The following is a 26,519-nucleotide window of genomic DNA, read 5'->3' as shown; positions in this document are numbered from 1 at the left end:
TTATTTATCCTCCTTTAATAATTTACTACGAAGTTTTTCATCTTTTAGTAATGGGTAGCCTAATTTTTTACGCTCCTGTACGAAAACTTTAGCAATTGATTTAGCCATATTTCTAATTCTTGCTAAATATCCAGCACGTTCAGTAACAGAAACGGCTCCTCGAGCATCTAATAAATTAAATGTATGACTACATTTTAAAACATAATCGTATGCCGGATGAACTAACCCATTGGCAATCTGTTTTTTGGCTTCTGTTTCATATACATCAAACAAATTAAATAACATTTCTTGATTGCTTTCTTCAAATGAATATTTAGAATTTTCATATTCTGGTTCTTTAAATATGTCGCCGTACATGACCCCATCAGCCCATTCAAGATCATAAACACTCTCAACATCTTGAATATATGAAGAAAGGCGCTCTAAACCATAAGTAACTTCACTAGTGACGGGATGTACCTCTAATCCACCAACCTGTTGGAAATAAGTAAATTGTGTAACTTCCATACCATCAAGCCAAACTTCCCAGCCAACACCAGCACAACCCATTGATGGGTTTTCCCAGTTGTCTTCAACAAATCGAATATCATGTTCAGCTGGATCAATACCTAATGCACGCAAACTATCCAAATATAAATCTTGAATATTTGCAGGAGATGGTTTCATCACAACTTGAAATTGATGATGTTGGTACAAACGATTGGGATTTTCGCCATAACGACCATCTGCAGGACGTCTTGAAGGTTCAACGTATGCAGCATTCCATGGTTCTGGTCCAATTGCACGTAAAAATGTGTAAGGGCTCATAGTTCCAGCACCTTTTTCTGTATCATAAGCCTCCATTAACATACAACCCTGATCAGCCCAGAATTTTTGTAATGTCATAATAATATCTTGAACAGCTAACTTTTTTGACATAGTATTCCTCCTTATTTTTAAGCACAAAAAAACCTATGCAGTCTTATAGACCACATAGGGACGATTTTAATATCGCGGTTCCACCCTACTTCTGGTTCAATTCAACCAGCAGCTTCATTAACAAAGGACTCCGAAAATGCCAATAAAAATAATTAATTACTTAGCTTGCACTAATCCTAAGTTCGCTTTAATAACTATTCTTACCCTTTTTCATCATAATCCCGCTATTTATTTCTCTATAATCATAGTTTAGAAATAAGTATTTGTCAATTATATTTCAGTATTTTTCTTTAATGAGACTGGCCAAGAACTGATTCCATCGATAAATTTTTTACTTTTCAAATTTAATCCAACACTATTATCATAAATAACATCAATAATACGACGTAATTCCTTTTTGGTACTCTCAGCAACCTTGATTGAATTTAATTTATCAAGATTCACTACAGAAAATTGTCTCAAATAAAAAATTGTTTTTTGAGTAGCATGAAGTCGATTATTATCAAGATACCAATGTTTAGAACACAGTAGCCCACCGTAAGATTCTGAATAATCAAATTCTCCCTGCGTTTCGCCACCAACTGCACAGACCTGCAATTGAGGCTGTACACCAAAAACTGTTAATAGCTGAATTTCAATAATATTTGTAATAATTTCTGGATCAAATTCTTCGTTAATCAATCGAATTGCTGTCACAACTTTTCGGTACCAAACAGAGATGGGTTCGTTATCTTTGAATGCAGCATCAATTAAACTAAAAATATAAATGGTATAAGCATTACTGATTATATCCTGTGAAATCGTTTGAAATTGTTCAAACTCTTTAGCAGTATTAATAAATGATAATCCGTTGTCATTTATACTCCCACTGTAAGTTCCGATTGTAAATGGTAGTAAAGCAGCAGATAATTTGAATCCTCGTTTTCTAGCACCTTTAATAAAAAACATTTTTTTACCATAACGATCGGTTAAAAATTTCACTAAAAGATCACGTTCTTTATATTCTTTACGATAAAGTAAAATCCCTTCAAAATCTGCATTATTCTGAACGATACTATGCATCCCCTTTCCATGAGCAAATAAAAATCGGAACAAAAATTATCTTGTTCCGATCATTAGTTACTTCTTAATAGTCATCTTCACGGTAACCAAATGCTTTTAAATCAGTCTGTTTATCTCGCCAATTTTTTTGAACTTTAACCCAAAGTTCCAAATAAACGCGATCACCAAGCATCGTTTCGATATCTTTTCTAGCTTTAACACCGATATCTTTTAACATTTTACCACCTTTACCAATAATAATACCTTTTTGCGTTGGACGTTCAACGATAATTGTTGCAGAAATGTGCAATTTTTCTTCGTCCTCTTTTTTTATATCTTCAACCAAAACGGCAACTGAGTGAGGAACTTCTTCTCGTGTTAATTGTAAAACTTTTTCACGAATTAGTTCACCCATAACAAAACGTTCTGGATGATCTGTAATTTGATCTTCTGGGTAAAACTGGGGTCCTTCAGGTAATTCACTAATTAATGAATCAACAAGCTCATCGACGTTATTTCCTTTAAGTGCTGAAATTGGGAAAACTTCTTTATAGTCCAAAGATTCTCGATACGTTTCCACAATAGCTAATATTTCATCAGGGTGAATTTGGTCAATTTTATTAATAACCAAATAAATTGGTTTCTTAGTATCTTTTAATCGATCAATAATAAAATTATCTCCTGGTCCACGTTTTTCTGTTGCATTAACCATAAATAAAATAGCATCAACTTCACCAAGTGTTGAAAGTGCTGATTTGACCATAAAATCACCTAAACGACTCTTTGGTTTATGAACACCAGGTGTATCAATAAAGACAATTTGTGCATCATCTGTTGTATAAATACCTTGAATTTTATTTCTGGTCGTTTGTGCCTTATCACTCATAATAGCAATTTTTTGACCCATAACATTGTTTAAAAATGTTGATTTTCCAACATTTGGTCGTCCTAAAATTGCCACAAATCCTGAATGAAACTTTTTATTTTGCATTAATTAATTCTCCTCTTATTTATGTACCTTTTATTATAATTGACTAATCAAAAACTAATTCTAACAGTTGTGGGATAAAAATAAGACATCCAACAATCATCGCAAATAGTGCCGAAAGTAAGACAGCAGCAGCTGACATATCTTTAACTTTTTTTGCAATCTCATTATATTTATGACCAGTTGTCAGATCAACCAGATTCTCTATAACTGTGTTCCAAACTTCATTAATAATAACCATACTAATGCTAAGAGCTAGCCATAGCCACTCTGTTTCAGAAATTTGAAAAATTGCCGCACAAATAGATACTAGTATCATCATGGCTACATGTTTTTTCATATTTCTTTCTTCTTTAAAAACCGTAACAAGGCCATCTAGAGAATGTCCTAGTGACAACAAAAATGTTCGATTTTTTTTAACTTGGCGCTTATCGTTTAAGGCCATAAGCATCTAATATCTCTGTTTGTAATCCAAACATTTCTTTTTCATCTTCAGGTTCCATATGATCGTAACCATTTAGGTGTAAGAACCCATGGACTGTCAAAAATCCCAATTCACGTTCATAAGAATGACCATAATCAACTGCTTGTTCAGCAACTTTTTCAGTTGAAATCATGATATCACCGATATTTTTAGCAATTTCAGGCATATCCATACCTTCATCATCAGGAAAAATAATTGGCATATCATCTCCATCTTCTTCGATTGCGAAGCTGATGACGTCAGTTGGTCTATCTACATTTCGATATTCACGATTAATTTTGTGAATTTCTTCATTATTCATTAAAGTAACTGACATTTCTGTTTCATCAGGTAATTTTATTTTCTTACCCGCAAAATTAAGAATTTCTTTAATTAATGTTATATTTTTTTCTGGTTCTGCCTTAGTGTGGTCAAAAATTTCTAAATCCATAATAACCCTCTTTAAATTCGTTTTATATGTCCCAAAGTTACTCAACTCAAATAATAGCATAAAAAAAAAGGAACTACAATTCAAGTTGAATTGTAATTCCTTTTTCGCTAATTTAATAATGATTTAACTGTCTCACTTATAACCTTACCATCAGCGCGTCCCTTAAGTTTAGGAATAACCGCACCCATGACTTTTCCAAAATCAGCTTTTGATGTTGCACCAACTTGTGAAATAACTTCTTTCACGACATCAGTAACTTCTTCAGCTGATAATTGTTCAGGTAAATATTTTTCGACAATTTTTATTTCCATATCAAGATTTTCTAAAAGATCATCTCGACCGGCATCTTTGAATTCTGCATAAGATTCTTTGCGTTGTTTTAACTCGCGAGCCAATAAAACAGTTTCATCATCAACTGATAAATCATGACCTGCTTTAATTTCTTCGTTTGTAACAGCTGCTTTAAGCATTCTTACAGTACTTAAAGTTTGTTTGTCTTTTGCTTTCATCGCTTGTTTTAAATCGTTATTAAGTGTTTCTAATAGACTCAACGTGATTCCTCCCTAGACTAGAAGCGTTTCTTAGTTGTTTTACGCTTTCTTGCTGCTTCGGATTTCTTCTTACGTTTCACACTTGGCTTTTCATAGAATTCGCGTTTACGGTATTCTTGTAATGTACCTGTTTTAGAAACGGAACGTTTAAAGCGACGAAGAGCATCATCGAGAGATTCGTTTTTACGTACGACTGTCTTTGACATAGATATCCCTCCCTCCGAGCTTGAATGTAACCGTCTTTTTATGCATTAAGTTGCATCGTCGAACTGTCCTTGTTCATTATAACTAAAGTCTTTATCGCCGTCAATAAATCTTTTATAAAATATTTGAGATAATACAAAAAATATACTTTTTTTTAACAAATTAAGCATAAATCAATTGATCTAAATCAATAAACAGCTTTAATTTAACCCAAGTTCCGTTAATAGATTAGGATTAAAGGTATTTTCTTTAAACATCAAAATTTCTTTTTGATATGGTGATTGTTGATTTTTTTTATCTACACCTACATATGGTGTTTCTAATATTTTAGGTACCTTACTAAATCTTTCGTCATGTACAATACTATTTAATGCATCAAACCCAATTTCACCAAAGCCAATATTAGCATGTCTATCTTTATGACTTCCTTGAACATTTTTTGAATCGTTAATATGAAAGACTTTCAATCGATCAATTCCAATAATATCATCAAACTTTTCTATAACAGATTCAAAGTCATCTTTAATATTATATCCAGCATCACTAGTATGACATGTATCAAACGTAACAGATAATTTATCATTCAACTTCACACCATCAATCATTTGTGCAATCTGTTCAAATGTTCGTCCAACCTCTGTACCCTTGCCCGCCATTGTTTCAATAGCAATTTGAATTTTTTGGTCTGAAGTCAAAACTTCGTTTAATCCTTCAATGATATGTTTAATTGCAGCTTCATCTCCCGCACCTACATGAGCACCAGGATGGAGAGTCATTTGAGTAGCACCTAATGCTTCGGCCCTATCTATTTCAGCTTTCAAAAAATTGATTGCAAATGTAAAATTCTCTGGTTTAACTGTATTTCCTAAATTGATAATATAAGGGGCATGAACAACTATATCACTTAATCCATGTTCCACCATAAAGGCTTTACCTTTTGGAATATTCATCTCTGAAATATCTTTTCGCCTTGTATTTTGAGGTGCTCCCGTATAAATCATAAATGTACTTGCTCCATTATTCGAAGCCTCTTCGGCGGAACCAAGTAACATATCTTTTCCCTTCATACTAACATGTGATCCTATCAACATTATCCTTACCCCTTTTCGCATTTTAACTTGATTGTATTATAACATTGATTATAAAAAAAGATTTAGAATACTCACCTGACAGGAAGTTTTCTAAATCTTTTATATTTAAATTAAATCAACAAAATGAGCTCTAAATTTATAGTGTAAATGTGATCCTATTAAGAGGAACATTAATGTGATTGACCAAAATAGTAATAGTTGTGTTGGATTATTAAAAAACCAACCTTCGCTCAAGAAAGTTTCTCTAAACCCTGCGACTAAATAGTTAAACGGATTTATTTGTAGAATTCTAACAAAAACTTTAGGAAAACTACCAGAATTTAAATTGAATAAAATACCTGACATGTAAAATAAAACCCTCATAATCGATTGGAGTGCTATATAGTAATCACGAGCTAAAATTGAGATGGTTGAATTAAAAATACCGAAAGCAAATAAAAATGCAATCATACAGATAAAATAATAAATGTACTGTAACCAATACAAAGTGGGCGTTACACCTGATAATAATAAAACAATAATACTAAAACCGAACATAACCCAATACGCAGTCATTTGACTGACCATACGAATTGTTGGTAGTACGCTAACTGGAAATTTCATTTTAGCAACTAATCCAACTTTTTCATAAACACTACGAGACATACCAAGTACACTAGAATTCATAAACAACCATGGGGCGATACCCACCATCATCCAAGCAAAATAATTAACCCCATCTATCTGTTGTCCAGCGTGCAAGGCAACACCGAAAACAAGATAGTAAATACCAATTTGAATCATTGGGTTTAAAAACTCCCATGCAATTCCTAAATAATGACTTTGGTAACTTGCTCGATCTTCATATTTTGAAACTCGAAATATAATTGGTAAATTTTCAAATTGTTCTTTTATAATTGAAATAACTTTTTTCAATGTATTGACGCTCCTTATTTAAGTAAAATAATAATCTAGAACACGCTCTGTCGCATGCCCATCATTAGATGTATTCCATAATAAATTAAATGTTGCTAATTGTCTATCACTATTTTTGAATTCTTTATAAGTAGCAACTAGTTCACTCATTGTTTGCACAATCGGTCCTGGTACCCAGTTATTAAAATCCGATTGAATCCCAATACTACTTTCATAATTCTTTAAATCAAAACAATAGAATAAAACTCGTTCAGCGTTTGGCAATAAACTGAAATCAAAAATAACCGATGAATAATCTGTAATTAAACAATTTGTGATGACCAACAATTCTCCAGTTGTGTATTCATCCACCCATAAAATATCATTATTCTTAGATAATAATTTTTTAAAGGCAAGCTCTTTGTCCTTTAAATGCGGATGTAATTTAATAATTAACTTAGTTTCATCATTTAATAATTCTTGAATATTAGAAAAATCATCTGGTATTTCTAATATAACTTCCCCATTTATATCTTCTCTATATGTTGGTGCGTATAAAATGATTTTTTTCTTAATTAAGTCTGGGTGGCTACTAAAAATATTTTTTTTTGTTAATTTTATCCAATTGCTATCTTTAAATTTATCTGTAGCAGGGTATCCAAGTTCTAAAATGTGATTATCAGAAACATGATAACTTTTCTTAAATACTGACCCCATTTTAGCTGACGCTACAATAAAATCATCAAATTGATTATAGACAGATTGAAATCGTTTTTTATCTTCAGCTGATCGATCAGCTGTCTTAGGCTCATCCCAACCAAACGATTTAATTGCCCCATTTGCATGCCAAAGTTGAACAATTTTGGTTGTTTTTTTTGTATGCATTGTGGCTAAAAAAGCAAAATAATTATCGACAAAAATTAAGTTACTCTTAGAAATCAGAGGGATTAAATTTAATACGAAAGAAATATTTTCAGTAAATATTTTGGTTTCAATATTTAAGTCTTCGATATTCTTAATTTCTAACTTCATAGAAGGTCGATAAAAAATGATTAAATGTTGATTATTATCTAAACATCTTTGATTTAATTTCCGAATGAAGTCACTATTACCACCGAAACTCATTAAATAGCTGATATTAGTACTTTTTTTAGAGAAATTCAGTAACGAAAATAGTCTGATGAGAAATAAGTAGATTATCTTTTTAATTTGCATAACTTATTAATCCTTTAGTTTTATTTATAATGCTTGCTCATAAAAACGTCCCCATATCTGAACGTTTTCTGAGATACTAACAAATGCGACCGGGTCTGACTCTTCCATTGCATCATGTAATTCATTTTGTTCATATCTCGAAATAACGGTAATTAAAAGTGTCTTATCATCATGATGATAAGCACCCTCAACATCGTTAACAATTGTGATTCCACGACGCATATGATTTTGTATTGAATCAATCACACTCTTAGGACGACTCGTCACAATCATAACTTGCATTTTTTGTTGTCTTGTATAAACCATATCCATGACTCTAGCATTAACAAATAATCCCAATGCAGAATAAAAAGCATATGGCCAACCATAAATAAAACCGGCTGCTAGAACAATAAAAGCATTAAAAATAATATTAATAGTTCCAATACTTTTACCTGTTTTCTTTTTAATTGTTAAGCCAATAATATCTAATCCACCAGTTGAAATTCCATTTCTAAGCGCTAATCCAGTACCAAATCCATTAACAGCTCCACCAAATATCGCGCAAATAATAGGATCCGTTGTTAACGTTACTGGCGTAATTGCTTTGATCATAATACTTGAAAATACAACTGCTAGAAAAGTAAACACAGTAAAACGGTGACCAATTTTATTCCAAGCCAAAATGAACATTGGTACATTTAAAAGAAATAAGAGTAACGCAGTCGATATTTGAAATGGTGCATATCGACTAAGGAGGGTTGCTACTAATTGCGCTAACCCCGTAATACCAGAGGCATATATTTTTCCTGGTGTCCAAAAAAAGTTCATCGCAACCGAAACTAATATCGCATATATAAATGCTGTTGAAGCTTTGGCCGCGTATGAATGTTTCTTAAAAATTTGTTGCAGATCGTCCATGATCAAAAAACCTCACATTTCATTTTAACAAGTTACGAATATTATACCATTCATTACGGTCAGATACAGTTAGACATTTACTTATCAAGTAAATCTTAATCTATACAAAAAGAGTCTTTTCAAAATTCATTCGAAAAGACTCTTTTAACTTATTTAGATTTCCAGACAGATTGTTTAAATTGATTCCGTCCACCGTTTTCTTCCATAGCAAATCTTCTTGGATTCTTTTTATAAAACTCTTGATGATAATCCTCAGCAGCATAAAATGGACCTGCATCTTCTATAGTTGTAACAATTGGTTCTTTGAATCTATGACTATCAATCAATAGTTGTCTTGAAGTTTCCGCAATTTTTCTTTGCTCATCATTTAGTGTATAAATCACTGGGCGATATGAACTACCCCTATCTTGAAATTGCCCCATCGCATCAGTTGGATCTGTTTGTTGCCAATATATCTCAACAAGCTGAGCGTAATTAATTTTTTTAGGGTCAAATGTTATCTCAACTGCCTCAGTATGCCCCGTTGTTTCAGATACAACATCTTCATATGTTGGATTTTTAGTGTGTCCTCCTGTATATCCAGATACGACATTTAAAATTCCTGCTTGTTCTTCAAACGGTTCAACCATGCACCAAAAACAACCACCAGCGAATATTGCTTTTTCACTCATTATCATCATTCCCCCTCTTAATATATGATAATAATAAATCACTTAACATAATATTGATATTTTTATGCCTAAAAAAGACTAATGAGTTTAATCATTAGTCTTTTAAACGTCTATTTTAATTTATTTTCTTCAACTTTTAACGATAATTCATCTAATTGCTTACTTGCAACTAGACTAGGCGCATTCGTCAATGGCTCTGATGCTTTTGAATTTTTAGGGAACGCGATAACTTCGCGAATGTTATCTTTCTTTGCCAATAACATAGCAAATCTGTCTAACCCAATAGCCAATCCACCATGTGGTGGGAATCCATAATCAAGTGCATCTAGGAAAAATCCAAATTGTTCTTCCGCACTTTCTTTAGTAAATCCTAAAGCCTTAAACATTTTTTCTTGAATATCGCGTTTATGAATACGGATTGACCCACCACCCAATTCATAACCATTCAAAATAATATCATAACTTTGTGCATGTGCTTCATGTGGATTTTCATCAAGTAAATGAATATCTTCTTCATTTGGCATAGTAAAAGGATGATGCGCAGCAATAAATTTGTCAAAGTCTTCACTGTATTCAAATAATGGCCAATCAACAACCCAAAGGAAGGCGAATCTATTTTCATCAATCATATCCATCTCTTTGGCAATATCATTACGTAAGTAACCTAATGATGCACGAACAACACTTGCTTTGTCAGCAACAAACAAAATTAAATCTCCGACATTTGCACCAGCAGCTTCTTTAATTGCATCAACATGGTCATTTAAAAATTTAGCAATTGGGCCACTAAATCCTTCTTCAGTTACTTTTACCCAAGCTAACCCTTTAGCACCAAAACGTTCAATATAAGCCGTTTTAGCATCAATCGCTTTGCGTGAATACTTATCGGCACCACCAGGAATCGCAATAGCATTAACAAGTCCACCATTGTTTAAAGTATTAGTAAATACTTTAAAATCAATATCTTTAACTGCAGCAGACATATCTTTTAATTCCATATCAAATCTAATATCCGGTTTTTCAGAACCATATCTTGCCATTGATTCATTCCAAGTCATACGTTGTAATGGTAATTCGAGGTCAATATTTAAAGTATCTTTCATTACACGTTTTAATAAACCTTCTGTTAAATCTTGAATTTCTTCAGCAGACATAAATGATGTTTCTAAATCTATTTGCGTAAATTCAGGTTGACGGTCACCACGCAAATCTTCGTCTCTAAAACAACGAGCAATTTGGTAGTAACGATCAAATCCGGCATTCATCAATAATTGCTTAAATAATTGAGGTGATTGTGGTAATGCATAAAAATGCCCAGGATAGACACGGGAAGGTACAAGATAGTCACGAGCCCCTTCAGGTGTTGATTTTGTTAAATATGGTGTTTCAATATCAATAAAATTTTGATTATCTAAGTAGCTGTGAACAGATTGTGTAATACGGCTACGAATCATTAATGATTTTTGCATTTCAGGACGACGTAAGTCTAAATAACGATATTTTAATCTTGTATCATCTACAACATTAATATCATCTTGTATTTCAAATGGCGGTGTTTTTGCTTTATTCAAAATAACTGCATTATGAACTTCAACTTCAATCTTACCCGTTTTCATTCTTGGGTTGATTGCTTTAGCATCCCGTTGTGTCACTTTTCCTGCAACCTCAACAACAAATTCATTACGTAACTCTTCAGCAATCTTTAAAGCTTCGGAATCAAATTCTTGACTAAAAACCAGTTGAACAATGCCCTCACGATCACGTAAATCAATAAAAATTAAATTTCCTAAATCGCGTCTTTTTTGTACCCATCCCTTTAATGTAACTGTTTGACCAATAAAAGTTTCATCAACTAAACCATTGTATGTTGTTCTTTTCATTCTCCATCAGCCTCCATTTCTAATTTTAATGCCTTTTCATATACTTTCGAAAAATCAGTATATACATCTTCTAATTTTAATATAATTTCTTGACTTGTTTTCATATTTTTAAAATTCAAAGTTTGTGTTTCTAGTTCGCTCTCACCTAAAGTCATAACAAAATGAGCATTCATACGATTAGCAGATTTAAATTGACCTTTTGGTTTACGATTTAAATAATCTCTTTCAATTGAATAACCTGCCTTACGCATTGATTGCACGAGTTTTAGTGTTTCAGTATTCGTTTCTTCACCAATACCAACAACATAAACATCTAAACTTTGTTCAACGGGTAATTTTGCATCTTCAGCTTCAAGAACTAATAATAATCTTTCAATCCCCAAGCCAAAACCAATCCCTGGTGTTTCAGGACCACCTAATTGCTCAACAAGGCCATTATATCGTCCACCAGCACAAATGGTCGTAAATTTCCCACCAAATGCTTTTGAATCAGACATAATTTCGAAAATGGTATGGTTATAATAATCAAGTCCACGAACCATTGTTGAATCAACTTCATATGGAATTTCCAATGCATCAAGTAACACTTTTACTTGGTTAAAATGAGCCTGTGACTCTTCACTAAGGTAATCTAGAATTGATGGTGCATTTTTAACAATTTCTTGATCACCTTTATCTTTACTATCCAAAACGCGTAGTGGATTTTTTTCTAAACGTGCTTTTGAATCATCACTTAATTGATCAGCGAAGGGACGTAAATATGCAACTAATGCGTCACGATAATTATCACGACTATCATTATCTCCCAAAGTATTAATAGCTAATTTTAAATTTGTTAATCCAAATTTTGATAAGAAATCAATTGCCATTGCCATAACTTCAACATCAAGTGTTGGATTATCAACCCCAAAGGCTTCAACTCCAATTTGATGAAATTGACGTAAGCGTCCAGATTGAGGTCTTTCATAACGAAACATTGGTCCAATATAATACGTTTTAAATGGCTTTTGAATTTCTGGGCCATAAAGTTTATTTTCAACATACGCTCTAACAACTCCAGCTGTTCCTTCAGGACGAAGTGTTATATGGCGGTCACCTTTATCTTTAAAATCATACATTTCTTTAGTTACAATATCAGAAGTATCACCTGAAGTTCTTGAAAAAACCTCAAAATGTTCAAAAAGTGGTGTTCTAATTTCATCATATTGGTAACTTGAGAATATATTTCTAGCGGTTTCTTCAATATATTGCCATTTTTTTGAATCTGCTGGGATTATATCTGCTGTTCCTTTGGGACGTTGAAATTTCATTATAAATCCTCCTATTTGTGGCATTATATACAAAAAAGCACCCTCATCTAAATACGACAAGGGTGCTTTTGCACGGTACCACCTTAATTTTTTACTAATAGCTTAACGCAACTTAAACGACATGTGATTTAACCACACGCACCTCAAAAGTGTCTTTCGGTTAGCAAAAATGGTGAATATTTCAGCAAATTATTCACTCTCTATACAATTTAACTAACCTAATTTCTTTTTCATCGGTTTTAATATTTTATTAATTATAAAGTTACTCGAGTAACTCTCTAAAGTCAAGTACAGCTTAACTTACAATATTATTAAATTTGATTCTTACTATTGAACAAATATTTGGTATACTAATATTTAGATTCAATATCTATAGTTAAAGGAGTACATAAATGTCAACAAATAGAAAACATGGATTCAGCATAAACTGGCCAAGAGTCATTTTATTAATCATCATTTTTTGTACCCTATGTTTAGGTATTGTAAAAACGACAACTTATTTAAAAGAAACCGTTGTTACATCTGACAATATTAATGTACGTACCGGACCAAGTACGTCAAATAAAGTGTTAGACACTCTTAAGAAAGGTGAGCGTATTACAATTATTCGAGAAAAAAATAATTGGTCATACGTAAGTTTGCCAAATACTAAAAAAGGTTGGGTAGCAAACTGGATTCTTTCTAAAAAAAATGCCAAAGTGACTAAATTATCTGAAGCAACGATTGTTTTAGATCCCGGACATGGCGGTAACGATTCAGGTGCACTTTCAATCAAAGATAAACAAGAAAAAATCTACACGCTTCAAATTGTAAAAAAAGTAGCTTATCTTCTTAAGAAACGTGGCGCCAATGTGATTTTAACACGAGACTCTGATTCGTATGTAGATTTAGCCCCACGCGCTAAACTTGCAGAATCAAATAATGCAGATGCATTTATTAGTTTCCATTTTGATTCATCGCCTAATGATGATGAAGCAACTGGTTTAACAAGTTACTACTATAATAAGACAGCTGATTTAGCACTTGCAAATTCAATAAATGCCGAATTAAACGATACCGGTCTTGATAATCGTGGAACGGAATTTGGCGATTTTCTTGTTCTAAGAGATAATACACAACCATCCGTCTTACTAGAATTAGGGTACATTAATACAAAATATGACTTTAAGTTAATCCAAAGTAGCAGCTTTCAAGAAAAAACAGCAAAATCAGTCGTTGAAGGTTTAACAAATTATATCCAAAATAAATAAGACAATGCTTAACTATCATTGTCTTATTTTTGTATTAAATCAATTAATTTCAATACACGCTTATCTGGTTTTTCAACTGTTGAAATCATTTGATCAAAATCAAATAAATATCCCTTCATACCTGCATTATGCCCTGCAGCAATATCCAACTCCCGATCACCAATCATTGCTGCTTTCTGGTAATCAACTGCATTTTTTTCTGCAAGATAATTAAGTGACGCTGGATTAGGTTTCCTTGGAAATTTTTGATCTGAAGTAACAAAATCTGAAAACAAATGAATAATATTTGTTTCCCTAAGCATATCAATTGCGCTTTGATCCCTATGGGTTAATAAAAAGTTTTGTCCACCATTATCAACCACCCATTTACAAACTTCTTTTGCACCAGGAAATAATTTTGCATTTTTTTGACTCTGTCTTTCTAAATCATCATAGCTTACCCTCAATTGTTCAACATCTAAATTCAAATTTGTTTCTTGATAAATTTGAATTGCTTGTCTAACAGATTTTTCTCGCATAATTTTATAAATTTCTGTTCTAGTCGCAATTACATTTTGTAAACGTAACGCTTCTTGAAATGCCTTAACCATCTCAGGATAAGTATCAAAAAGCGTCCCATCAAAGTCCCAAAAATAATTATTTATCATTTTATACCCTCCAAATATTCTTTACACCAAAAAGATGTATTAGAGTTGATTCTAATACATCCTTTATTTTTTCTCTGTATCAAAAATAATTGTTACTGGTCCATCATTTATAAGTTCAACATCCATATCTGCTCCAAATTGACCTGGTTTAACAATAGTTACTATTTCAGCCAATTTTTGATTAAATTCATCATAATGTTCCTCAGCTAAATTAGGTTCTTCAGAATCTGTAAAGCTTGGTCTATTCCCTTTTTTTGTTGACGCGTACAAAGTAAATTGTGAAACAGATAGAATTTCTCCATTTATTTCTTGAATACTTAAATTCATTTTTCCCATATCATCTTCAAATAATCTGGAATTAGAGATTTTTTTTACCATATAATCTATCTCAGTAGATGTATCACCCGTCTTAAATCCCACCAATAAAAGATATCCTACATTAATCTGATTTAATACCTGACCATTTACCGAAACACTAGCCTTTTTAACACGTTGAACAACAATTTTCACTTCTTTAGTACCTCCATTAGAAAATTAATGAATTTTCCTTTTAACAGCATAAACGTCTTCAACACTTTTCAAAGTTTCCATAATTCTTTCTAATTGAACAATATCTTTTACGCCAACTGAAACATCCATTGTCGCAATTTTATTATTATCAACACGGCCATTAACTGAGCTTAATTGCTTAGTTGTATTATTCAATGATTGTAAAATATCATTCAAAAGTCCAGAACGATTGTACCCTTGGATTTCCAAATCAGATTGATAATTAGATTTATCATCCATGGTTTTATCCCATTTAACACTAATAATTCTTTCCCCGGACTCTTCAGCTTTAATAACATTAGGACATTCAGTTCTATGAACTGAAACACCACGCCCCTTTGTAATATAACCAATAATGTCATCTCCTGGAATAGGATTACAGCAATGACTTAATCGAACAAGTAAGTTATCGACGCCATCAATTACAACACCACCATCATGGCTACTTTTACGATTTTTTTCAGATACGTCTGGTTTTTTCATTTCTTTATGTTCTTCAAGGATTGCCTTCTGCTCATTAACTTGTCGAACTTCTTCTTCTTTAGAGCGAATATCTTCCGTTAAAGCATTGGCGACACCTAACGTTGCTACCTCTCCAAATCCAATTGCAGCATACAAGTCATCTGATTCAGACAATTGTCTTTTATCCAAAAGCTGTTTCATATTTTCTTTTGTAATGACTTTTTTAGGATCAAATCCTAAATCAATTAATTGCATCGTCAATAAATCTTCACCTTTAGCTGCATTAGCAACACGATCTTGTAGTTTGAAGAAGTGTTTAATTTTATTTCTAGCTTTATTTGTATGCACCAAATTAACCCAATCACGGCTTGGTCCTATTGAACTTTTACTAGTTAAGATATCAACAATGTCTCCATTTTTGACTTGATAATCTAATGGCACAATCTTTCCGTTAACTTTTGCACCCGTTGTATGATGTCCAATTTCAGTATGAATACTGTAGGCCATATCAAGTGGTCCTGCACCTTTGGGTAATTCAAAAACATCACCTTTAGGTGTGAATACATAAACGCGGTCACCAAAGATATCGCCTTTAACACTTTCCATAAAAGCAGAAGCATCATCAGTCTCATCTTGTAATTCAATAATTTCTTTAAACCAATTTAATTTTGTACCCGCGTCATCTTGCTGAACTTTCTCTTTCACACCTTCTTTGTAAGCCCAATGTGCTGCTACACCAAATTCAGCTATTTCATGCATCTCTTTTGTTCTAATTTGAACTTCAAAAGGACGTCCCTCTGGTCCGACAACAGTCGTATGCAGAGACTGGTACAAGTTAGCCTTTGGAATCGCAATATAGTCTTTAAATCTTCCAGGCATTGGTTTCCATCTAGAATGTATTGCCCCAAGTACCGCATAACAATCTTTAATTGATCCAACAATTACTCTAACAGCTAGGAGGTCATAAATTTGAGAGAATTGTTTATGTTGGTCTTTCATCTTTTTATAGACAGAATACAAATGCTTTGGTCGCCCATAAATTTCGCTTGAAACTTTTAAATCACTAATGGAAACTTTTATTTCTTCAATAGCTCCAGAAATATAAGCCTCACGTTCTTCACGTTTAGAATTCATCAAATGAACAATTCGATAGTATTGTTGGGGGTTCAGATAACGTAATGAACTATCTTCTAATTCCCACTTAATCGTACTAATACCTAAACGGTCTGCCAATGGTGCATATATTTCTAACGTTTCATTTGCAATTCGTCGTTGCTTATCTGGACGTAAGTGTTTTAACGTCCGCATATTATGTAACCTATCTGCTAATTTCACAATAATAACACGTAAATCTTTAGACATCGCTAACAATAATTTACGATGATTTTCAGCTAATTGCTCTTGATGAGATTTATATTGAATTTGACCTAATTTTGTTACACCATCGACAATTACTTGCACATCTTTACCAAAAAGTTCGCCTACATCACCTAAAGTAACTGGTGTGTCTTCAACAACATCATGTAAAAATCCTGCACTAACAGTCTCCGGATCCATTTTTAATTCTGCAAGAATACCAGCAACTTGTATTGGGTGCATTATATATGGTTCGCCAGACTTACGATATTGATTCTTATGAACATAGGTAGCAAAATCACATGCTTTTTGTACAAATGCAACATGTTCTTCATTCATATAGCTTTCAACGATTTCCAAAACGTCTCTAGCACTCCACATTTCTTCTTTTGTCATATCTACACACCTCTTTTTATATAAAATAAAAATACGCGATTCCATAATGCAGTCCGCGTACTCATGTATTCATAAAGTATTTGTATTATTTTTTTGAAATTCCCCATGTTAATAATGATAAACAAAGATAAATAATTGCAAAAAAGATAGTGATACTTTGAAATAAATGGCACAACACACCTATTGCAAAAATAACTGGAAAGAAAAAGTTAAAAATCAAACTATGATCATTTCTACCAATAATAACACCAATAATGATAGAAAAAATGACATTTACTATAAATAAAGAAACACCAATTTTTATAACATCGTTTGCATTAACTAAGGTCAGTACCATCGGGACCACAATTCCGATGGCAATACTTACCGTTAAGTACCATGCAGCTGTTATGCTTAGAAAATTTTTCAAAAATATTTCCTCATTTCGTTTTCTCATGCCTTACTTAACTTAATTCACTAACAAATGAAAGGCTCGCTAATAAGTATAACGGAGCAGTCTCTGCACGTAAAATTCTAGGTCCTAAGCCTACCTTTTGATAACCAGCTGTAGCTAACTTATCAATTTCTGATTTTGAAATACCACCCTCTGAACCAAATACCGCAATCATATTTTGATTAGGTTCAATCAAATCAAATGATTTTTTTAGTTGGCTAACCTCACCTTGTTTAGCAGATTCTTCATATGCAACAATCTGAATATCATAAGATTGTTGAAATATCTCATCAATTTTTTTAGCGTATGAAATCGTTGGAATTTTAGTTCGATGTGCTTGTTCTGCAGCACCCTTAGCAATTTTTTTTAAACGTTCAATTTTTTTAGCCTGCTTTTTTTGATCCCATTTTGCAATAGAAAAATCACTATTAAAAAATATAAAATGGGCAGCCCCCATTTCTGTACCTTTTTGTACAATCCAGTCTGCCTTATCTTTTTTTGAAAGAGCCGACGCAATTGTTACTTCTACTGGCAACTCAACTAATGTTTCTACTGTCTTTTGATAATCAAAAGTAGCTGAACTTTCAGTAACCTGTTTCATCTTTGCAACAACAACCTCTGTTGATTGCTTAACGAGTTCAACTTGATCACCAACAGCCAAACGCATAACTTTAATTGCATGATGAAAATCCTCATCTGTTAAAATTAACTCATCAGATTTCAAAAAATATCTCTGCATCTTTACTACCTAACCTTCCAAATCCATTTTAACTGCAATAATTGAGAACCAGTCACCCATATTTAAAATCTGTTGTATTTCAAATCCACCAGTTACCAGTGACTCCTTGATTAAATCGACTTTATCTGCAATAATCCCAGATGTCACAAAATGGCCACCTGGATTTAAATTTCTTCTAGCTTGCGGAATTAACGGTACAATAATTTCGGACAAAATATTAGCCACAATTAAATCAACCTTATTATCAATACCATTTAGTAAATCATTAGCTGCTACATGTATCTGATTTGCAATTGGATTTAAGTTGAAATTTAATACGGCAGCATCTACTGCAATATCGTCCAAATCATACGCATCAATATGACCAACACCAAGATGTTTTGCAGCAATACTTAAAACACCTGAACCTGTTCCAACATCAATCATAGATTCATTTCCACGTATTACTTGCTCTAGTGCTACCAAAGCTAGCCGGGTTGTGGGATGTGTTCCTGTACCGAATGCTTTACCAGGGTCTAAACGTATCACTTTTTCATCAGGTTGGACCACCTGATATTTCTCCCAACTTGGTACTATTGTTAGGAATCGGGTAACTCTAACCGGATGGTAGTATTGTTGCCATTCCAATCCCCAACCTTGGTCATCCACTTCATTCAATTCAATCAGACCACGTCCCGGATTAAGTCCAAAATCAGCTAATTGATTAACCCTACTCTGTATAGTTGGCAATATTTCAGGAATAAAAATAGTTTCAGGGAAAAAGGCAGAAATCTTTGCTCCATCATTTTGGTGCTCAACTGATGTAAAATCGTTCCCGTCTAAATTATCCTGCATTAATTTTTCAAAATCTTTTGAATCATCAATTTGGACACCTTCAGCACCACTTTCAATTAAAATATTAGAAACCGCTTCTACAGCTTCACTACTTGTTGAGATACTTACTTCTGTCCATTTCAAATTGAAATCCTCCTAAAATTTTGGATAAATTAATCGCATACTTTTTTCTGTACTTTGTGCTTTTTGAATTTTTTCAAAATCGCTAGCTGACCAACTTAGTTCAAAGAATTCAGCATCATCATCATTCAAAAAATCTAACAAATCACTTTGACCATTGTCTAGTACAATTTGTAAATAGTTAATAAATGCTGCTGCCTCTGAGCGTTCCCAACCCGATTTCCCTTGAAAGGGTAATGTTGTTAAATACTCTTTTTCAACTTCCTTTGAGTCAAAACGTTCTTCATCATAGAGTAATATAGCATCCCCAAATGAAATAATGGGTAATTCTGAGTTAACACCTTCAATATCAAGAATTGCTTGTTGTGACTTATTCTCAGCATAAAATGTGAGATCTACTGTAAATGTATGATCCTTTTTCTGCCAATCTAATACAATATCACCATCAAAATCAATTTTTGGTAATTCCTTCTTTAAATAATCAAACAATGTTTCTTGTGCCATACTATCACCTCATATTTTAAATAAATTTAAATTACATCAAATTTTGTTTAGTTCTCAAAGTTTATTATAAAGCATTGCATTCATTCATGCATTAATTAAAGAGGAAAACGATAACAATTTATCGCTTTTTTTGGTAAACTAAGGTTATTAAAATATTGGGGAGGTTTTATTTATGGGAAGAAAGAAAATGATTTTGGATTTAGACACTGGTATTGACGATGCATTGGCTATTGCCTATGCTCTCGCTAGTACCGAAATTGATTTAATTGGTATTGTAGGTTCTTACGGTAACCTGCAAATGCTAGCTGGTGTTCAAAACAGTTTGAACTTACTTAATTTATTAGGTGAATCAAATATTCCAGTTTATCTCGGTGAGAAACATTCAATCACGACTCAATCTTTTGATACTTTAGAAATAAGCCAAGAAATACATGGTATGAACGGTTTAGGTGACATAAAAATCCCTAAATCAAGCCAACCATACGCCTCAGAATCTGGAATCGATTTTATTATCGATTCTGCACATGAATTTCAATCAGATTTAATTATTGTGCCTACTGGTCCATTAACGAACTTATCATTAGCCATAAAAAAAGATCCTAAAATTGAAACATTAATTGGTAAAGTCGTTTTAATGGGTGGTGCTTTAACAATCCCTGGAAATGTAACTGCCGTTGCTGAAGCAAATATTAATCAAGATCCAGAAGCCGCAAATGAAGTATTCCAAAGTAAATTGCCTATTACAATGGTAGGTCTAGACGTAACACTTAAAACACTTTTAACAAAAAAAGAAACAGAGCTATGGCGTGAAATTGACAGTCCATCAAGTCGAGCTTTCGCCGATATTGTTGATTACTATATTAACGCCTATGCAAACCTAAAAACAAATTTAGACGGCTGTGCTTTGCATGACCCCTTAGCTGTTGCCGTTGCTATAGATGCATCTTTAGTCACTACTTTACCTATCAATATGAAAGTTGACACAGAAGCGCCTTTTTCTGGACGTACAATCGGTGACGAGACACGCCTAAATTCAAATCAAGCAACAACGGTTGTCGCTGTTGCCGTTGAAACCGAAAGATTCTTATCGACTTTTATGACACGTTTATCAACTTTATTTTCAAAAAATTAAATTTAACGGAGTTTACTTATGCAATATCTCGGTCCATTCATTCTTTCCATTTGGTTTATTATGACCACTATTATTTATATTTCTACATTTACGAAAAAAAAACGTCGAAAATTTTCATATAAGTCACTTTTTTTTGGCTCGTTAGCCTGGGAAAAAAATAGTCGTAACTGGCTATTGATACTGGGACTTTTTTCGCTTATTAGTTTAAATCCTATTACAGATACATTTATCTTTTTGATGATACTTGGTGGTTACATTGCTGTTACCTCATGTTTAAACTTATTCTTACATCATGGTAATCGCCGTCAAACTATTCTAATCATTATTCTTTCCTTCTTTTTAATTTTAGCAGCATTCTATCCTTTATTATCAAATTTTAAATAAGTAAAGATAGTTGCTTTAAATTAACTCAAAGACGATAATGTAAGCGTTAACTGTAATTTTAATAAACTTTATTATTCATACTACTATTTATTCAAGGGAGATCACTATGCCACATATAATCGGTGTTGATATTGGAACAACAAGCACGAAAGCAGTTTTATACGATCTTAAAGGTACCGTAATTGAATACGCTAATATTGGTTACTCACTTTATCAAGAAGAAAATGGGATGGCTGAACAAGATCCTGATGAAATTTATGCTGCTGTAACAAAAGCAATCACTGAGGTCAATAAAAAAGCGAACTTACGCCCCACTGATTTAAAAGGCGTTTCATTTTCAGCTGCCATGCACAGTTTAATTCTACTTGATAAAAATCATAAACCGTTAACTAGATCGATTACTTGGGCTGATAACAGAGCTAGCAAGTGGAGTGATGATTTAAATGAATCAGGTGTTGGTCATGAAATTTATCTCAAAACTGGAACACCTATTCATCCTATGTCACCATTATCAAAACTAATTTGGTTAAAGAATGATAAACCAGATTTATTTAATCAGGCAGCCTATTTTGTTGGTATTAAAGATTATATTTTATATCAATTATTTGATCGACTTGTTATTGATCATTCTTTAGCGTCAGCTACAGGCTTATTCAATATTTTTAATTTAGATTGGGATAAGCAAGCATTATCTGTAACTGGTGTCACACCTGAACAGTTACCAGAACTAGTTGAAACAACGTACCAACTATCCGGACTAAATACTGAATTTTCTAAAATAACTGGTATCCAACGTGATGTTCCTTTTATTGTTGGTGCAAGTGATGGTGTTCTATCAAACCTTGGTGTTAATGCTATCGAACCGGGTGTTGCGGCTGTCACAATTGGTACGAGTGGTGCCGTTAGAATGGTTATCGATCACCCTGTTACAGATCCTAAAGGTAGACTATTCTGTTATGCGCTCGCCAAAAATAAATGGGTCATTGGTGGGCCAGTTAACAATGGCGGTATCGTCTTCCGCTGGTTGCGCGATGAGATATTTACACCCGAAAAAATTACTGCTGAACAAATGAAAATTGATCCCTATGAAGTCATCACTCAAATTGCAGAAAAGGTTCCTGCCGGTTCCGATGGACTCCTCTTCCACCCCTATCTTGGTGGCGAACGGGCACCACTCTGGGATGCTAATGCTAGAGGTTCATTCTTTGGTTTAACACGTCAACATACACGTGCGCATATGGCTCGAGCTGTACTTGAAGGGATCGTTTTCAATTTAGACATGGTCATGTTAGCACTAACTGAAATTGCTGGGAAACCCACTAGAATCCAAGCAACAGGTGGTTTTGCCCAATCATCTTTATGGCGACAATTATTAGCCGATATTTTTGAACAAGAAGTTACAATTCCTGAAAGTTTTGAAAGTTCTTGTCTTGGCGCAGCTGTCTTAGGAATGCAAAGTTTACATTTAATTGCTGATCTATCTGCTGTTGAAAATATGATTGGTTCCATGCATGTCCACCAACCACAAAAAGAAAACTTTGAAGTATATCGTGAGCTATTACCTATATTTGTTCGAGTAAGTAGGTCATTAAGCGCTGAATATAAAAATATTGCTGATTTCCAGCGGAAACATTATCATCAAATCTAGTTTCATTGGGGGAAAGTTACTATGCCACTTTTAATTGTTTTTATTGGGATTCTCTTTTTACTTTTATTAATCATTAAATTTAAATTAAATACATTTGTTTCATTAATTATCACATCATTTGTTGTTGCCATTGGATTAGGGATGCCTTTAGATAAAATCACGACTTCTATCGAAAATGGTATTGGTAGTCAATTAGGTCATTTATCCTTAGTCTTCGGTTTTGGTGCTATGCTAGGTAAACTGGTTGCTGATTCAGGTGGTGCTTATCGGATTGCGACTACTTTAATTAACCGATTTGGTCGAAAATGGATTCAATTAGCAGTCGTACTTGCATCATTCATTATTGGTATTGCATTATTTTTCGAAGTTGGTATTGTTTTATTGATCCCAATCGTTTTTGCGATTGCTACGGAATTAGGAATTTCAGTTTTATATCTTGGGATTCCCATGGCAGCTGCACTTTCAGTTACTCATGGCTTTTTACCACCTCACCCCGCCCCAACTGCAATTGCATCAGCACTAAATGCTAATGTAGGGATGGTTCTTATTTACGGATTACTATTAGCTATTCCGGTAACATTGATTGCCGGTCCACTTTTCGCTATGATTGCAAAAAAATATATTCCTTCGGCATTTAAGCAAAAAGGAAATTTAAGCGCATTAGGAACACAAAAAGAATTTAAACTTGAAGATACACCTAGTTTTGCAATGAGTACTTTGACATCTTTATTTCCCGTTGTAATTATGGCTATTTCAACAGTTTACGACATGATTATTAATAAAGGGATAACACCAAAGAACCCTAACTCTATAGATTCCTTTTTCATGTTCGTTGGGTCTCCTGGCGTTGCCATGCTGCTCTCCCTTCTGTTCGCTATCTATTCAATGGGTATTGCCCGAAAGATCCCAGTCAAAGATATTATGGCTTCTCTTGAAGTTGCCATTAAACAAATTGCAATGCTACTCTTAATCATTGGTGGTGGAGGTGCATTTAAGCAAGTTCTTGTTGATGGTGGTGTCGCAGATGTTATCTCAAGAATGTTTGAATCCTCATCGTTATCACCATTATTGTTAGGCTGGTTAATTGCTGCACTTCTTAGAATTTCTCTTGGTTCTGCAACAGTTGCTGCATTAACAGCTGCCGGTCTAGTCAGTGGTTTAATAGCTGGGTCAGGCGTTGATCCTGCATTAATGGTTATCGCCATTGGTTCAGGTAGTTTAATTGCATCTCACGTAAACGATGCTGGTTTCTGGATGATTAAAGAATATTTTGATCTAACCGTTAAAGAAACACTCGCAACGTGGACCGTTCTTGAAACAGTCGTCTCTGTTTCAGGGCTCGGTGGTGTTATGCTTATTAACTTATTCGTATAAATTAATAAAAGGCTAAGTTATTTTAGATAACTTAGCCTTTTATTATGTTGTTAAATTTAGACATGTGTTAAAATAGACACCATTCTAAATTGAAATTATTGGAGGCAATATTATGGATTCACTATCTGCTATCTTATTATTACTTGGTGGCGTGGTTATCGCAAATGTGATTGCTGTTAAGTTTCCAAAAGTTCCACAAGCTTTTTATCAAATTGGTATAGGATTAGCGCTTTCTTTATTACCAAATTTCCAACATTTCGAACTTAACCCAGAATTATTTTTTATGATAATCGTTGCACCTATTATTTTCAATGAAGCCCAAAATACATCTAGAAGAGCATTAGCTAGAAATATTTTAACGACGCTTTCATTAGCCATCATTTTAGTTGGTGCAACAATAATTGTCACTGGGTTTTTAGTTCACTCAGTCTTACCTGATTTATCACTTGCCTTAGCATTTGCGTTAGCAGCGATTGTCACACCCACAGATACAGTAGCAGTATCTTCAGTGACAAAAAATTTACCGATTCCTGAGTCAATGATGAATATATTGGAAAATGAATCCTTGTTTAATGATGCATCTGGTATTGTTGGTCTTAGTTTAGCATTAACTGCTTTCTCTTCAGGTACTTTTTCTATGAACGAAGGTCTAAGTGCTTTTAGCACATCATTTTTTGGTGGACTCTTAATTGGTGCATTTTTAGGATTAGTATTCGTTAAAATAAGGTTAACGTTACTAAATTGGCACATCGAAGATACAGCAATTATGATTCCAATTGAAATAATAACTCCTTTTTTAATTTATTTTATATCTGAAGAATTAGGTTGTTCAGGTATTTTAGCAGTCGTTGCTGCCGGTTTAATTCATGGTGTTCAAAAAGATCGTTTACGGTTATCTTCAACTAAATTACAATTTATATCAAGTAGTATTTGGAAAGTACTTACAGATGCTTTAAATGGGTTTGTTTTTGTAGTTCTAGGTTTAACATTGCCTACTGTTACCTCGGATTTATTAAAAAGCTCAGGATTTAATTCACTAATTTTACTTGTTATTAGTATTGGTATTTACTTTATTATGACACTAATGCGTTTTCTATGGTCCCACTTCCTATTAAAAAATTTATCAACAAAAGACGATTTTACATTTGCCCTAAGTGGAATTCACGGAACAATTACACTATCCATGGCATACTCATTACCATTAGTAACTGTTTCAGGAATTGAATTCCCTATGAGAAATGAAATCATTTTTATAGCTGCATTAGTTATATTAATTAGCATGTTAGTTCCTACTTTCCTACTACCGCACTTAATTACCAAAAAGAATGAGATTACTATTTTAGAAAATATTGGTGAAATTCGTTCTAAGATGGTTATTTACACTGTTGAACAACTTAATGTCACAAATATTCCTAGTCCAGAAAGACAAACAGTAATTGAAACGCTATATAACCAACAAAATTTTTTAAAACGGCCTAAAAAGAGTGATTTTTATGACCTATTAGAAAAAACACAAGAAATTGAAGAAAATATTTTGCATGAATTATTATCGAGTGGTCAGGTTTCTGAAAAAACTGGTTCTTGGTACGAAAAGTATCTTGCTACAACTTATCAATCAACCCGTGGATTTTCACTTAAACATCTCATAATACACTTGAAATTCTATTCACTTCATTTATTTAAACATTTTGCTATTAAGAAAGGCGAAAAAGCGCTATCTCAGGTTACTGAAAATCAAAAAAATACTTTCAAAAAATATTATAATAATACAAAAGATGACTTTATTTTAATGGAGGAATCTAGTTATCAGGCAGCAATTACTTATTTAACCTCTATTACCACTGTTGACAATTCAATGGCCGTTACTCTGGTTAGACAATTTTTATCAGTTAGACACAGAAGAATGTTTTCAAATGAGACTGAACTTATCTTACAAAATAATATTTTTATAAATGCCTTTCAATTAGAATATAATTTTGTTCAACTTCAATTAGAACAAAAATTAATCACCCCTGCAACGGCAAATCTGTTAAGAGAACAAATTTCATACGATGAGATGGTTTACATGCAAAATAATGAAGCATACTTATCATAAAAAAAACGACAACCAGACT

The 26,519-nt window shown here is 33.1% G+C and carries 27 protein-coding genes and 1 other annotated feature; of the genes, 6 read left to right on the top strand and 21 right to left on the bottom strand.

All coding sequences use genetic code 11. The annotated features are described in order from the left end of the window. The 14 genes from glyQ to hisS form a co-directional block, all read right to left on the bottom strand. Entirely contained in the window at nucleotides 1-918 is a 918-nt protein-coding gene (glyQ, locus tag AC1RPU_RS02175) for a glycine--tRNA ligase subunit alpha (RefSeq protein ID WP_409022489.1), read from the bottom strand. Between the two features lie 270 nt (nucleotides 919-1,188). After that, nucleotides 1,189-1,980: a DNA repair protein RecO gene (gene recO / locus AC1RPU_RS02170; protein WP_481761411.1), complete on the bottom strand. Its 792-nt coding sequence runs from the start codon at nucleotides 1,978-1,980 to the stop codon at nucleotides 1,189-1,191. Nucleotides 1,981-2,044: 64 nt separating this feature from the next. Continuing rightward, nucleotides 2,045-2,950: a GTPase Era gene (era, locus tag AC1RPU_RS02165; protein ID WP_409022487.1), complete on the bottom strand. Its 906-nt coding sequence runs from the start codon at nucleotides 2,948-2,950 to the stop codon at nucleotides 2,045-2,047. Nucleotides 2,951-2,993: 43 nt separating this feature from the next. Continuing rightward, the gene (locus tag AC1RPU_RS02160; RefSeq protein WP_409022486.1) at nucleotides 2,994-3,398 is read right to left on the bottom strand and encodes a diacylglycerol kinase family protein; all 405 of its coding nucleotides are present in this window, start codon (nucleotides 3,396-3,398) and stop codon (nucleotides 2,994-2,996) included. Further along, a complete protein-coding gene (gene ybeY / locus AC1RPU_RS02155; RefSeq protein ID WP_409022485.1) occupies nucleotides 3,376-3,861 on the bottom strand; it encodes an rRNA maturation RNase YbeY in 486 nt (161 codons plus the stop codon). Before ybeY ends, AC1RPU_RS02160 begins: the two co-directional genes overlap by 23 nt. 107 nt (nucleotides 3,862-3,968) lie before the next feature. After that, nucleotides 3,969-4,412 carry a GatB/YqeY domain-containing protein gene (locus AC1RPU_RS02150; protein WP_409022484.1) on the bottom strand — a complete coding sequence of 148 codons (444 nt, stop codon included), beginning with the start codon at nucleotides 4,410-4,412 and terminating at the stop codon, nucleotides 3,969-3,971. 17 nt (nucleotides 4,413-4,429) lie between these two features. Next, nucleotides 4,430-4,618, bottom strand: coding sequence for a 30S ribosomal protein S21 (rpsU, locus tag AC1RPU_RS02145; RefSeq protein ID WP_057973588.1), 189 nt, complete (start codon nucleotides 4,616-4,618; stop codon nucleotides 4,430-4,432). Between the two features lie 198 nt (nucleotides 4,619-4,816). Then, complete coding sequence (locus tag AC1RPU_RS02140; protein WP_409022483.1) at nucleotides 4,817-5,707, bottom strand: deoxyribonuclease IV; 891 nt, start codon at nucleotides 5,705-5,707, stop codon at nucleotides 4,817-4,819. 105 nt (nucleotides 5,708-5,812) lie between these two features. Beyond that, the gene (locus AC1RPU_RS02135; protein WP_409022482.1) at nucleotides 5,813-6,622 is read right to left on the bottom strand and encodes an ABC transporter permease; all 810 of its coding nucleotides are present in this window, start codon (nucleotides 6,620-6,622) and stop codon (nucleotides 5,813-5,815) included. Between the two features lie 18 nt (nucleotides 6,623-6,640). Beyond that, nucleotides 6,641-7,726 carry a CDP-glycerol glycerophosphotransferase family protein gene (locus AC1RPU_RS02130; RefSeq protein ID WP_481762179.1) on the bottom strand — a complete coding sequence of 362 codons (1,086 nt, stop codon included), beginning with the start codon at nucleotides 7,724-7,726 and terminating at the stop codon, nucleotides 6,641-6,643. A gap of 114 nt (nucleotides 7,727-7,840) precedes the next feature. Next, nucleotides 7,841-8,716 (bottom strand): YitT family protein, encoded by an 876-nt coding sequence (locus AC1RPU_RS02125; RefSeq protein WP_409022480.1) that lies wholly within the window; start codon nucleotides 8,714-8,716, stop codon nucleotides 7,841-7,843. Nucleotides 8,717-8,865: 149 nt separating this feature from the next. After that, a complete protein-coding gene (gene msrA, locus AC1RPU_RS02120) occupies nucleotides 8,866-9,387 on the bottom strand; it encodes a peptide-methionine (S)-S-oxide reductase MsrA (RefSeq protein ID WP_409022479.1) in 522 nt (173 codons plus the stop codon). A gap of 110 nt (nucleotides 9,388-9,497) precedes the next feature. Beyond that, nucleotides 9,498-11,267 carry an aspartate--tRNA ligase gene (gene aspS / locus AC1RPU_RS02115; protein WP_481761360.1) on the bottom strand — a complete coding sequence of 590 codons (1,770 nt, stop codon included), beginning with the start codon at nucleotides 11,265-11,267 and terminating at the stop codon, nucleotides 9,498-9,500. Further along, nucleotides 11,264-12,577 (bottom strand): histidine--tRNA ligase, encoded by a 1,314-nt coding sequence (hisS, locus tag AC1RPU_RS02110; RefSeq protein WP_481761361.1) that lies wholly within the window; start codon nucleotides 12,575-12,577, stop codon nucleotides 11,264-11,266. The genes aspS and hisS overlap by 4 nt, the downstream gene beginning before the upstream one ends. A 55-nt stretch (nucleotides 12,578-12,632) precedes the next feature. Continuing rightward, nucleotides 12,633-12,820: a binding site (T-box leader), on the bottom strand. A 149-nt stretch (nucleotides 12,821-12,969) separates the two neighbouring features. Between hisS and AC1RPU_RS02105 the strand changes: the two genes are divergently transcribed. After that, on the top strand, nucleotides 12,970-13,827 hold the full coding sequence (locus tag AC1RPU_RS02105; protein WP_481761362.1) for an N-acetylmuramoyl-L-alanine amidase family protein: 858 nt from the start codon (nucleotides 12,970-12,972) through the stop codon (nucleotides 13,825-13,827). 23 nt (nucleotides 13,828-13,850) lie between these two features. On the opposite strand, the gene AC1RPU_RS02100 is transcribed toward AC1RPU_RS02105, so the two are convergent. From AC1RPU_RS02100 to AC1RPU_RS02070, 7 genes are all read right to left on the bottom strand, one after another. Further along, on the bottom strand, nucleotides 13,851-14,474 hold the full coding sequence (locus AC1RPU_RS02100; RefSeq protein ID WP_481761363.1) for an HAD-IA family hydrolase: 624 nt from the start codon (nucleotides 14,472-14,474) through the stop codon (nucleotides 13,851-13,853). 63 nt (nucleotides 14,475-14,537) lie between these two features. Then, nucleotides 14,538-14,984 (bottom strand): D-aminoacyl-tRNA deacylase, encoded by a 447-nt coding sequence (gene dtd, locus AC1RPU_RS02095; RefSeq protein WP_481761364.1) that lies wholly within the window; start codon nucleotides 14,982-14,984, stop codon nucleotides 14,538-14,540. Nucleotides 14,985-15,008: 24 nt separating this feature from the next. Further along, nucleotides 15,009-17,237 (bottom strand): RelA/SpoT family protein, encoded by a 2,229-nt coding sequence (locus tag AC1RPU_RS02090; protein ID WP_409022473.1) that lies wholly within the window; start codon nucleotides 17,235-17,237, stop codon nucleotides 15,009-15,011. An 85-nt stretch (nucleotides 17,238-17,322) separates the two neighbouring features. Then, entirely contained in the window at nucleotides 17,323-17,646 is a 324-nt protein-coding gene (locus AC1RPU_RS02085; RefSeq protein ID WP_481762180.1) for a hypothetical protein, read from the bottom strand. Between the two features lie 34 nt (nucleotides 17,647-17,680). Next, the gene (locus AC1RPU_RS02080) at nucleotides 17,681-18,409 is read right to left on the bottom strand and encodes a 16S rRNA (uracil(1498)-N(3))-methyltransferase (RefSeq protein WP_481761366.1); all 729 of its coding nucleotides are present in this window, start codon (nucleotides 18,407-18,409) and stop codon (nucleotides 17,681-17,683) included. A 9-nt stretch (nucleotides 18,410-18,418) separates the two neighbouring features. Continuing rightward, nucleotides 18,419-19,366 carry a 50S ribosomal protein L11 methyltransferase gene (prmA, locus tag AC1RPU_RS02075; RefSeq protein ID WP_481761367.1) on the bottom strand — a complete coding sequence of 316 codons (948 nt, stop codon included), beginning with the start codon at nucleotides 19,364-19,366 and terminating at the stop codon, nucleotides 18,419-18,421. Nucleotides 19,367-19,378: 12 nt separating this feature from the next. Beyond that, on the bottom strand, nucleotides 19,379-19,867 hold the full coding sequence (locus AC1RPU_RS02070; protein WP_481761368.1) for a DUF3013 family protein: 489 nt from the start codon (nucleotides 19,865-19,867) through the stop codon (nucleotides 19,379-19,381). A 172-nt stretch (nucleotides 19,868-20,039) separates the two neighbouring features. On the opposite strand from AC1RPU_RS02070, the gene AC1RPU_RS02065 reads away from it, so the two are divergent. The 5 genes from AC1RPU_RS02065 to AC1RPU_RS02045 all read left to right on the top strand — a co-directional run bounded on the left by AC1RPU_RS02065 (nucleotide 20,040) and on the right by AC1RPU_RS02045 (nucleotide 26,500). After that, the gene (locus AC1RPU_RS02065) at nucleotides 20,040-20,999 is read left to right on the top strand and encodes a nucleoside hydrolase (protein WP_481761369.1); all 960 of its coding nucleotides are present in this window, start codon (nucleotides 20,040-20,042) and stop codon (nucleotides 20,997-20,999) included. Between the two features lie 60 nt (nucleotides 21,000-21,059). After that, a complete protein-coding gene (locus AC1RPU_RS02060; RefSeq protein WP_481761370.1) occupies nucleotides 21,060-21,383 on the top strand; it encodes a hypothetical protein in 324 nt (107 codons plus the stop codon). Nucleotides 21,384-21,489: 106 nt separating this feature from the next. Continuing rightward, nucleotides 21,490-23,031, top strand: a complete 1,542-nt coding sequence (gntK, locus tag AC1RPU_RS02055) for a gluconokinase (protein WP_481761371.1) — start codon at nucleotides 21,490-21,492, stop codon at nucleotides 23,029-23,031. 21 nt (nucleotides 23,032-23,052) lie between these two features. After that, entirely contained in the window at nucleotides 23,053-24,405 is a 1,353-nt protein-coding gene (locus AC1RPU_RS02050) for a gluconate:H+ symporter (RefSeq protein WP_481761372.1), read from the top strand. 112 nt (nucleotides 24,406-24,517) lie between these two features. Then, a complete protein-coding gene (locus AC1RPU_RS02045) occupies nucleotides 24,518-26,500 on the top strand; it encodes a cation:proton antiporter (protein ID WP_481761373.1) in 1,983 nt (660 codons plus the stop codon). Nucleotides 26,501-26,519 lie beyond the last annotated feature (19 nt).

This window comes from Dellaglioa sp. CoH-55-MRSF-7 (genome assembly GCF_056782235.1).
This window is presented reverse-complemented; position numbering and strand designations above follow the sequence as displayed.

Excerpts from the sequence above, each read along its gene's own strand:
- era (WP_409022487.1), bottom strand. The coding sequence starts at position 2,950 with ATGCAAAATAAAAAGTTTCATTCAGGATTTGTGGCAATTTTAGGACGA.
- AC1RPU_RS02130 (WP_481762179.1), bottom strand. The coding sequence starts at position 7,726 with ATGAGTTTCGGTGGTAATAGTGACTTCATTCGGAAATTAAATCAAAGA.
- aspS (WP_481761360.1), bottom strand. The coding sequence starts at position 11,267 with ATGAAAAGAACAACATACAATGGTTTAGTTGATGAAACTTTTATTGGT.
- msrA (WP_409022479.1), bottom strand. The coding sequence starts at position 9,387 with ATGAGTGAAAAAGCAATATTCGCTGGTGGTTGTTTTTGGTGCATGGTT.
- AC1RPU_RS02065 (WP_481761369.1), top strand. The coding sequence starts at position 20,040 with ATGGGAAGAAAGAAAATGATTTTGGATTTAGACACTGGTATTGACGAT.
- AC1RPU_RS02060 (WP_481761370.1), top strand. The coding sequence starts at position 21,060 with ATGACCACTATTATTTATATTTCTACATTTACGAAAAAAAAACGTCGA.
- ybeY (WP_409022485.1), bottom strand. The coding sequence starts at position 3,861 with ATGGATTTAGAAATTTTTGACCACACTAAGGCAGAACCAGAAAAAAAT.
- gntK (WP_481761371.1), top strand. The coding sequence starts at position 21,490 with ATGCCACATATAATCGGTGTTGATATTGGAACAACAAGCACGAAAGCA.
- AC1RPU_RS02125 (WP_409022480.1), bottom strand. The coding sequence starts at position 8,716 with ATGGACGATCTGCAACAAATTTTTAAGAAACATTCATACGCGGCCAAA.
- glyQ (WP_409022489.1), bottom strand. The coding sequence starts at position 918 with ATGTCAAAAAAGTTAGCTGTTCAAGATATTATTATGACATTACAAAAA.
- AC1RPU_RS02080 (WP_481761366.1), bottom strand. The coding sequence starts at position 18,409 with ATGCAGAGATATTTTTTGAAATCTGATGAGTTAATTTTAACAGATGAG.
- AC1RPU_RS02160 (WP_409022486.1), bottom strand. The coding sequence starts at position 3,398 with ATGCTTATGGCCTTAAACGATAAGCGCCAAGTTAAAAAAAATCGAACA.
- AC1RPU_RS02045 (WP_481761373.1), top strand. The coding sequence starts at position 24,518 with ATGGATTCACTATCTGCTATCTTATTATTACTTGGTGGCGTGGTTATC.
- AC1RPU_RS02140 (WP_409022483.1), bottom strand. The coding sequence starts at position 5,707 with ATGTTGATAGGATCACATGTTAGTATGAAGGGAAAAGATATGTTACTT.
- AC1RPU_RS02050 (WP_481761372.1), top strand. The coding sequence starts at position 23,053 with ATGCCACTTTTAATTGTTTTTATTGGGATTCTCTTTTTACTTTTATTA.
- AC1RPU_RS02100 (WP_481761363.1), bottom strand. The coding sequence starts at position 14,474 with ATGATAAATAATTATTTTTGGGACTTTGATGGGACGCTTTTTGATACT.
- rpsU (WP_057973588.1), bottom strand. The coding sequence starts at position 4,618 with ATGTCAAAGACAGTCGTACGTAAAAACGAATCTCTCGATGATGCTCTT.
- recO (WP_481761411.1), bottom strand. The coding sequence starts at position 1,980 with ATGCATAGTATCGTTCAGAATAATGCAGATTTTGAAGGGATTTTACTT.
- AC1RPU_RS02070 (WP_481761368.1), bottom strand. The coding sequence starts at position 19,867 with ATGGCACAAGAAACATTGTTTGATTATTTAAAGAAGGAATTACCAAAA.
- AC1RPU_RS02090 (WP_409022473.1), bottom strand. The coding sequence starts at position 17,237 with ATGACAAAAGAAGAAATGTGGAGTGCTAGAGACGTTTTGGAAATCGTT.
- AC1RPU_RS02105 (WP_481761362.1), top strand. The coding sequence starts at position 12,970 with ATGTCAACAAATAGAAAACATGGATTCAGCATAAACTGGCCAAGAGTC.
- hisS (WP_481761361.1), bottom strand. The coding sequence starts at position 12,577 with ATGAAATTTCAACGTCCCAAAGGAACAGCAGATATAATCCCAGCAGAT.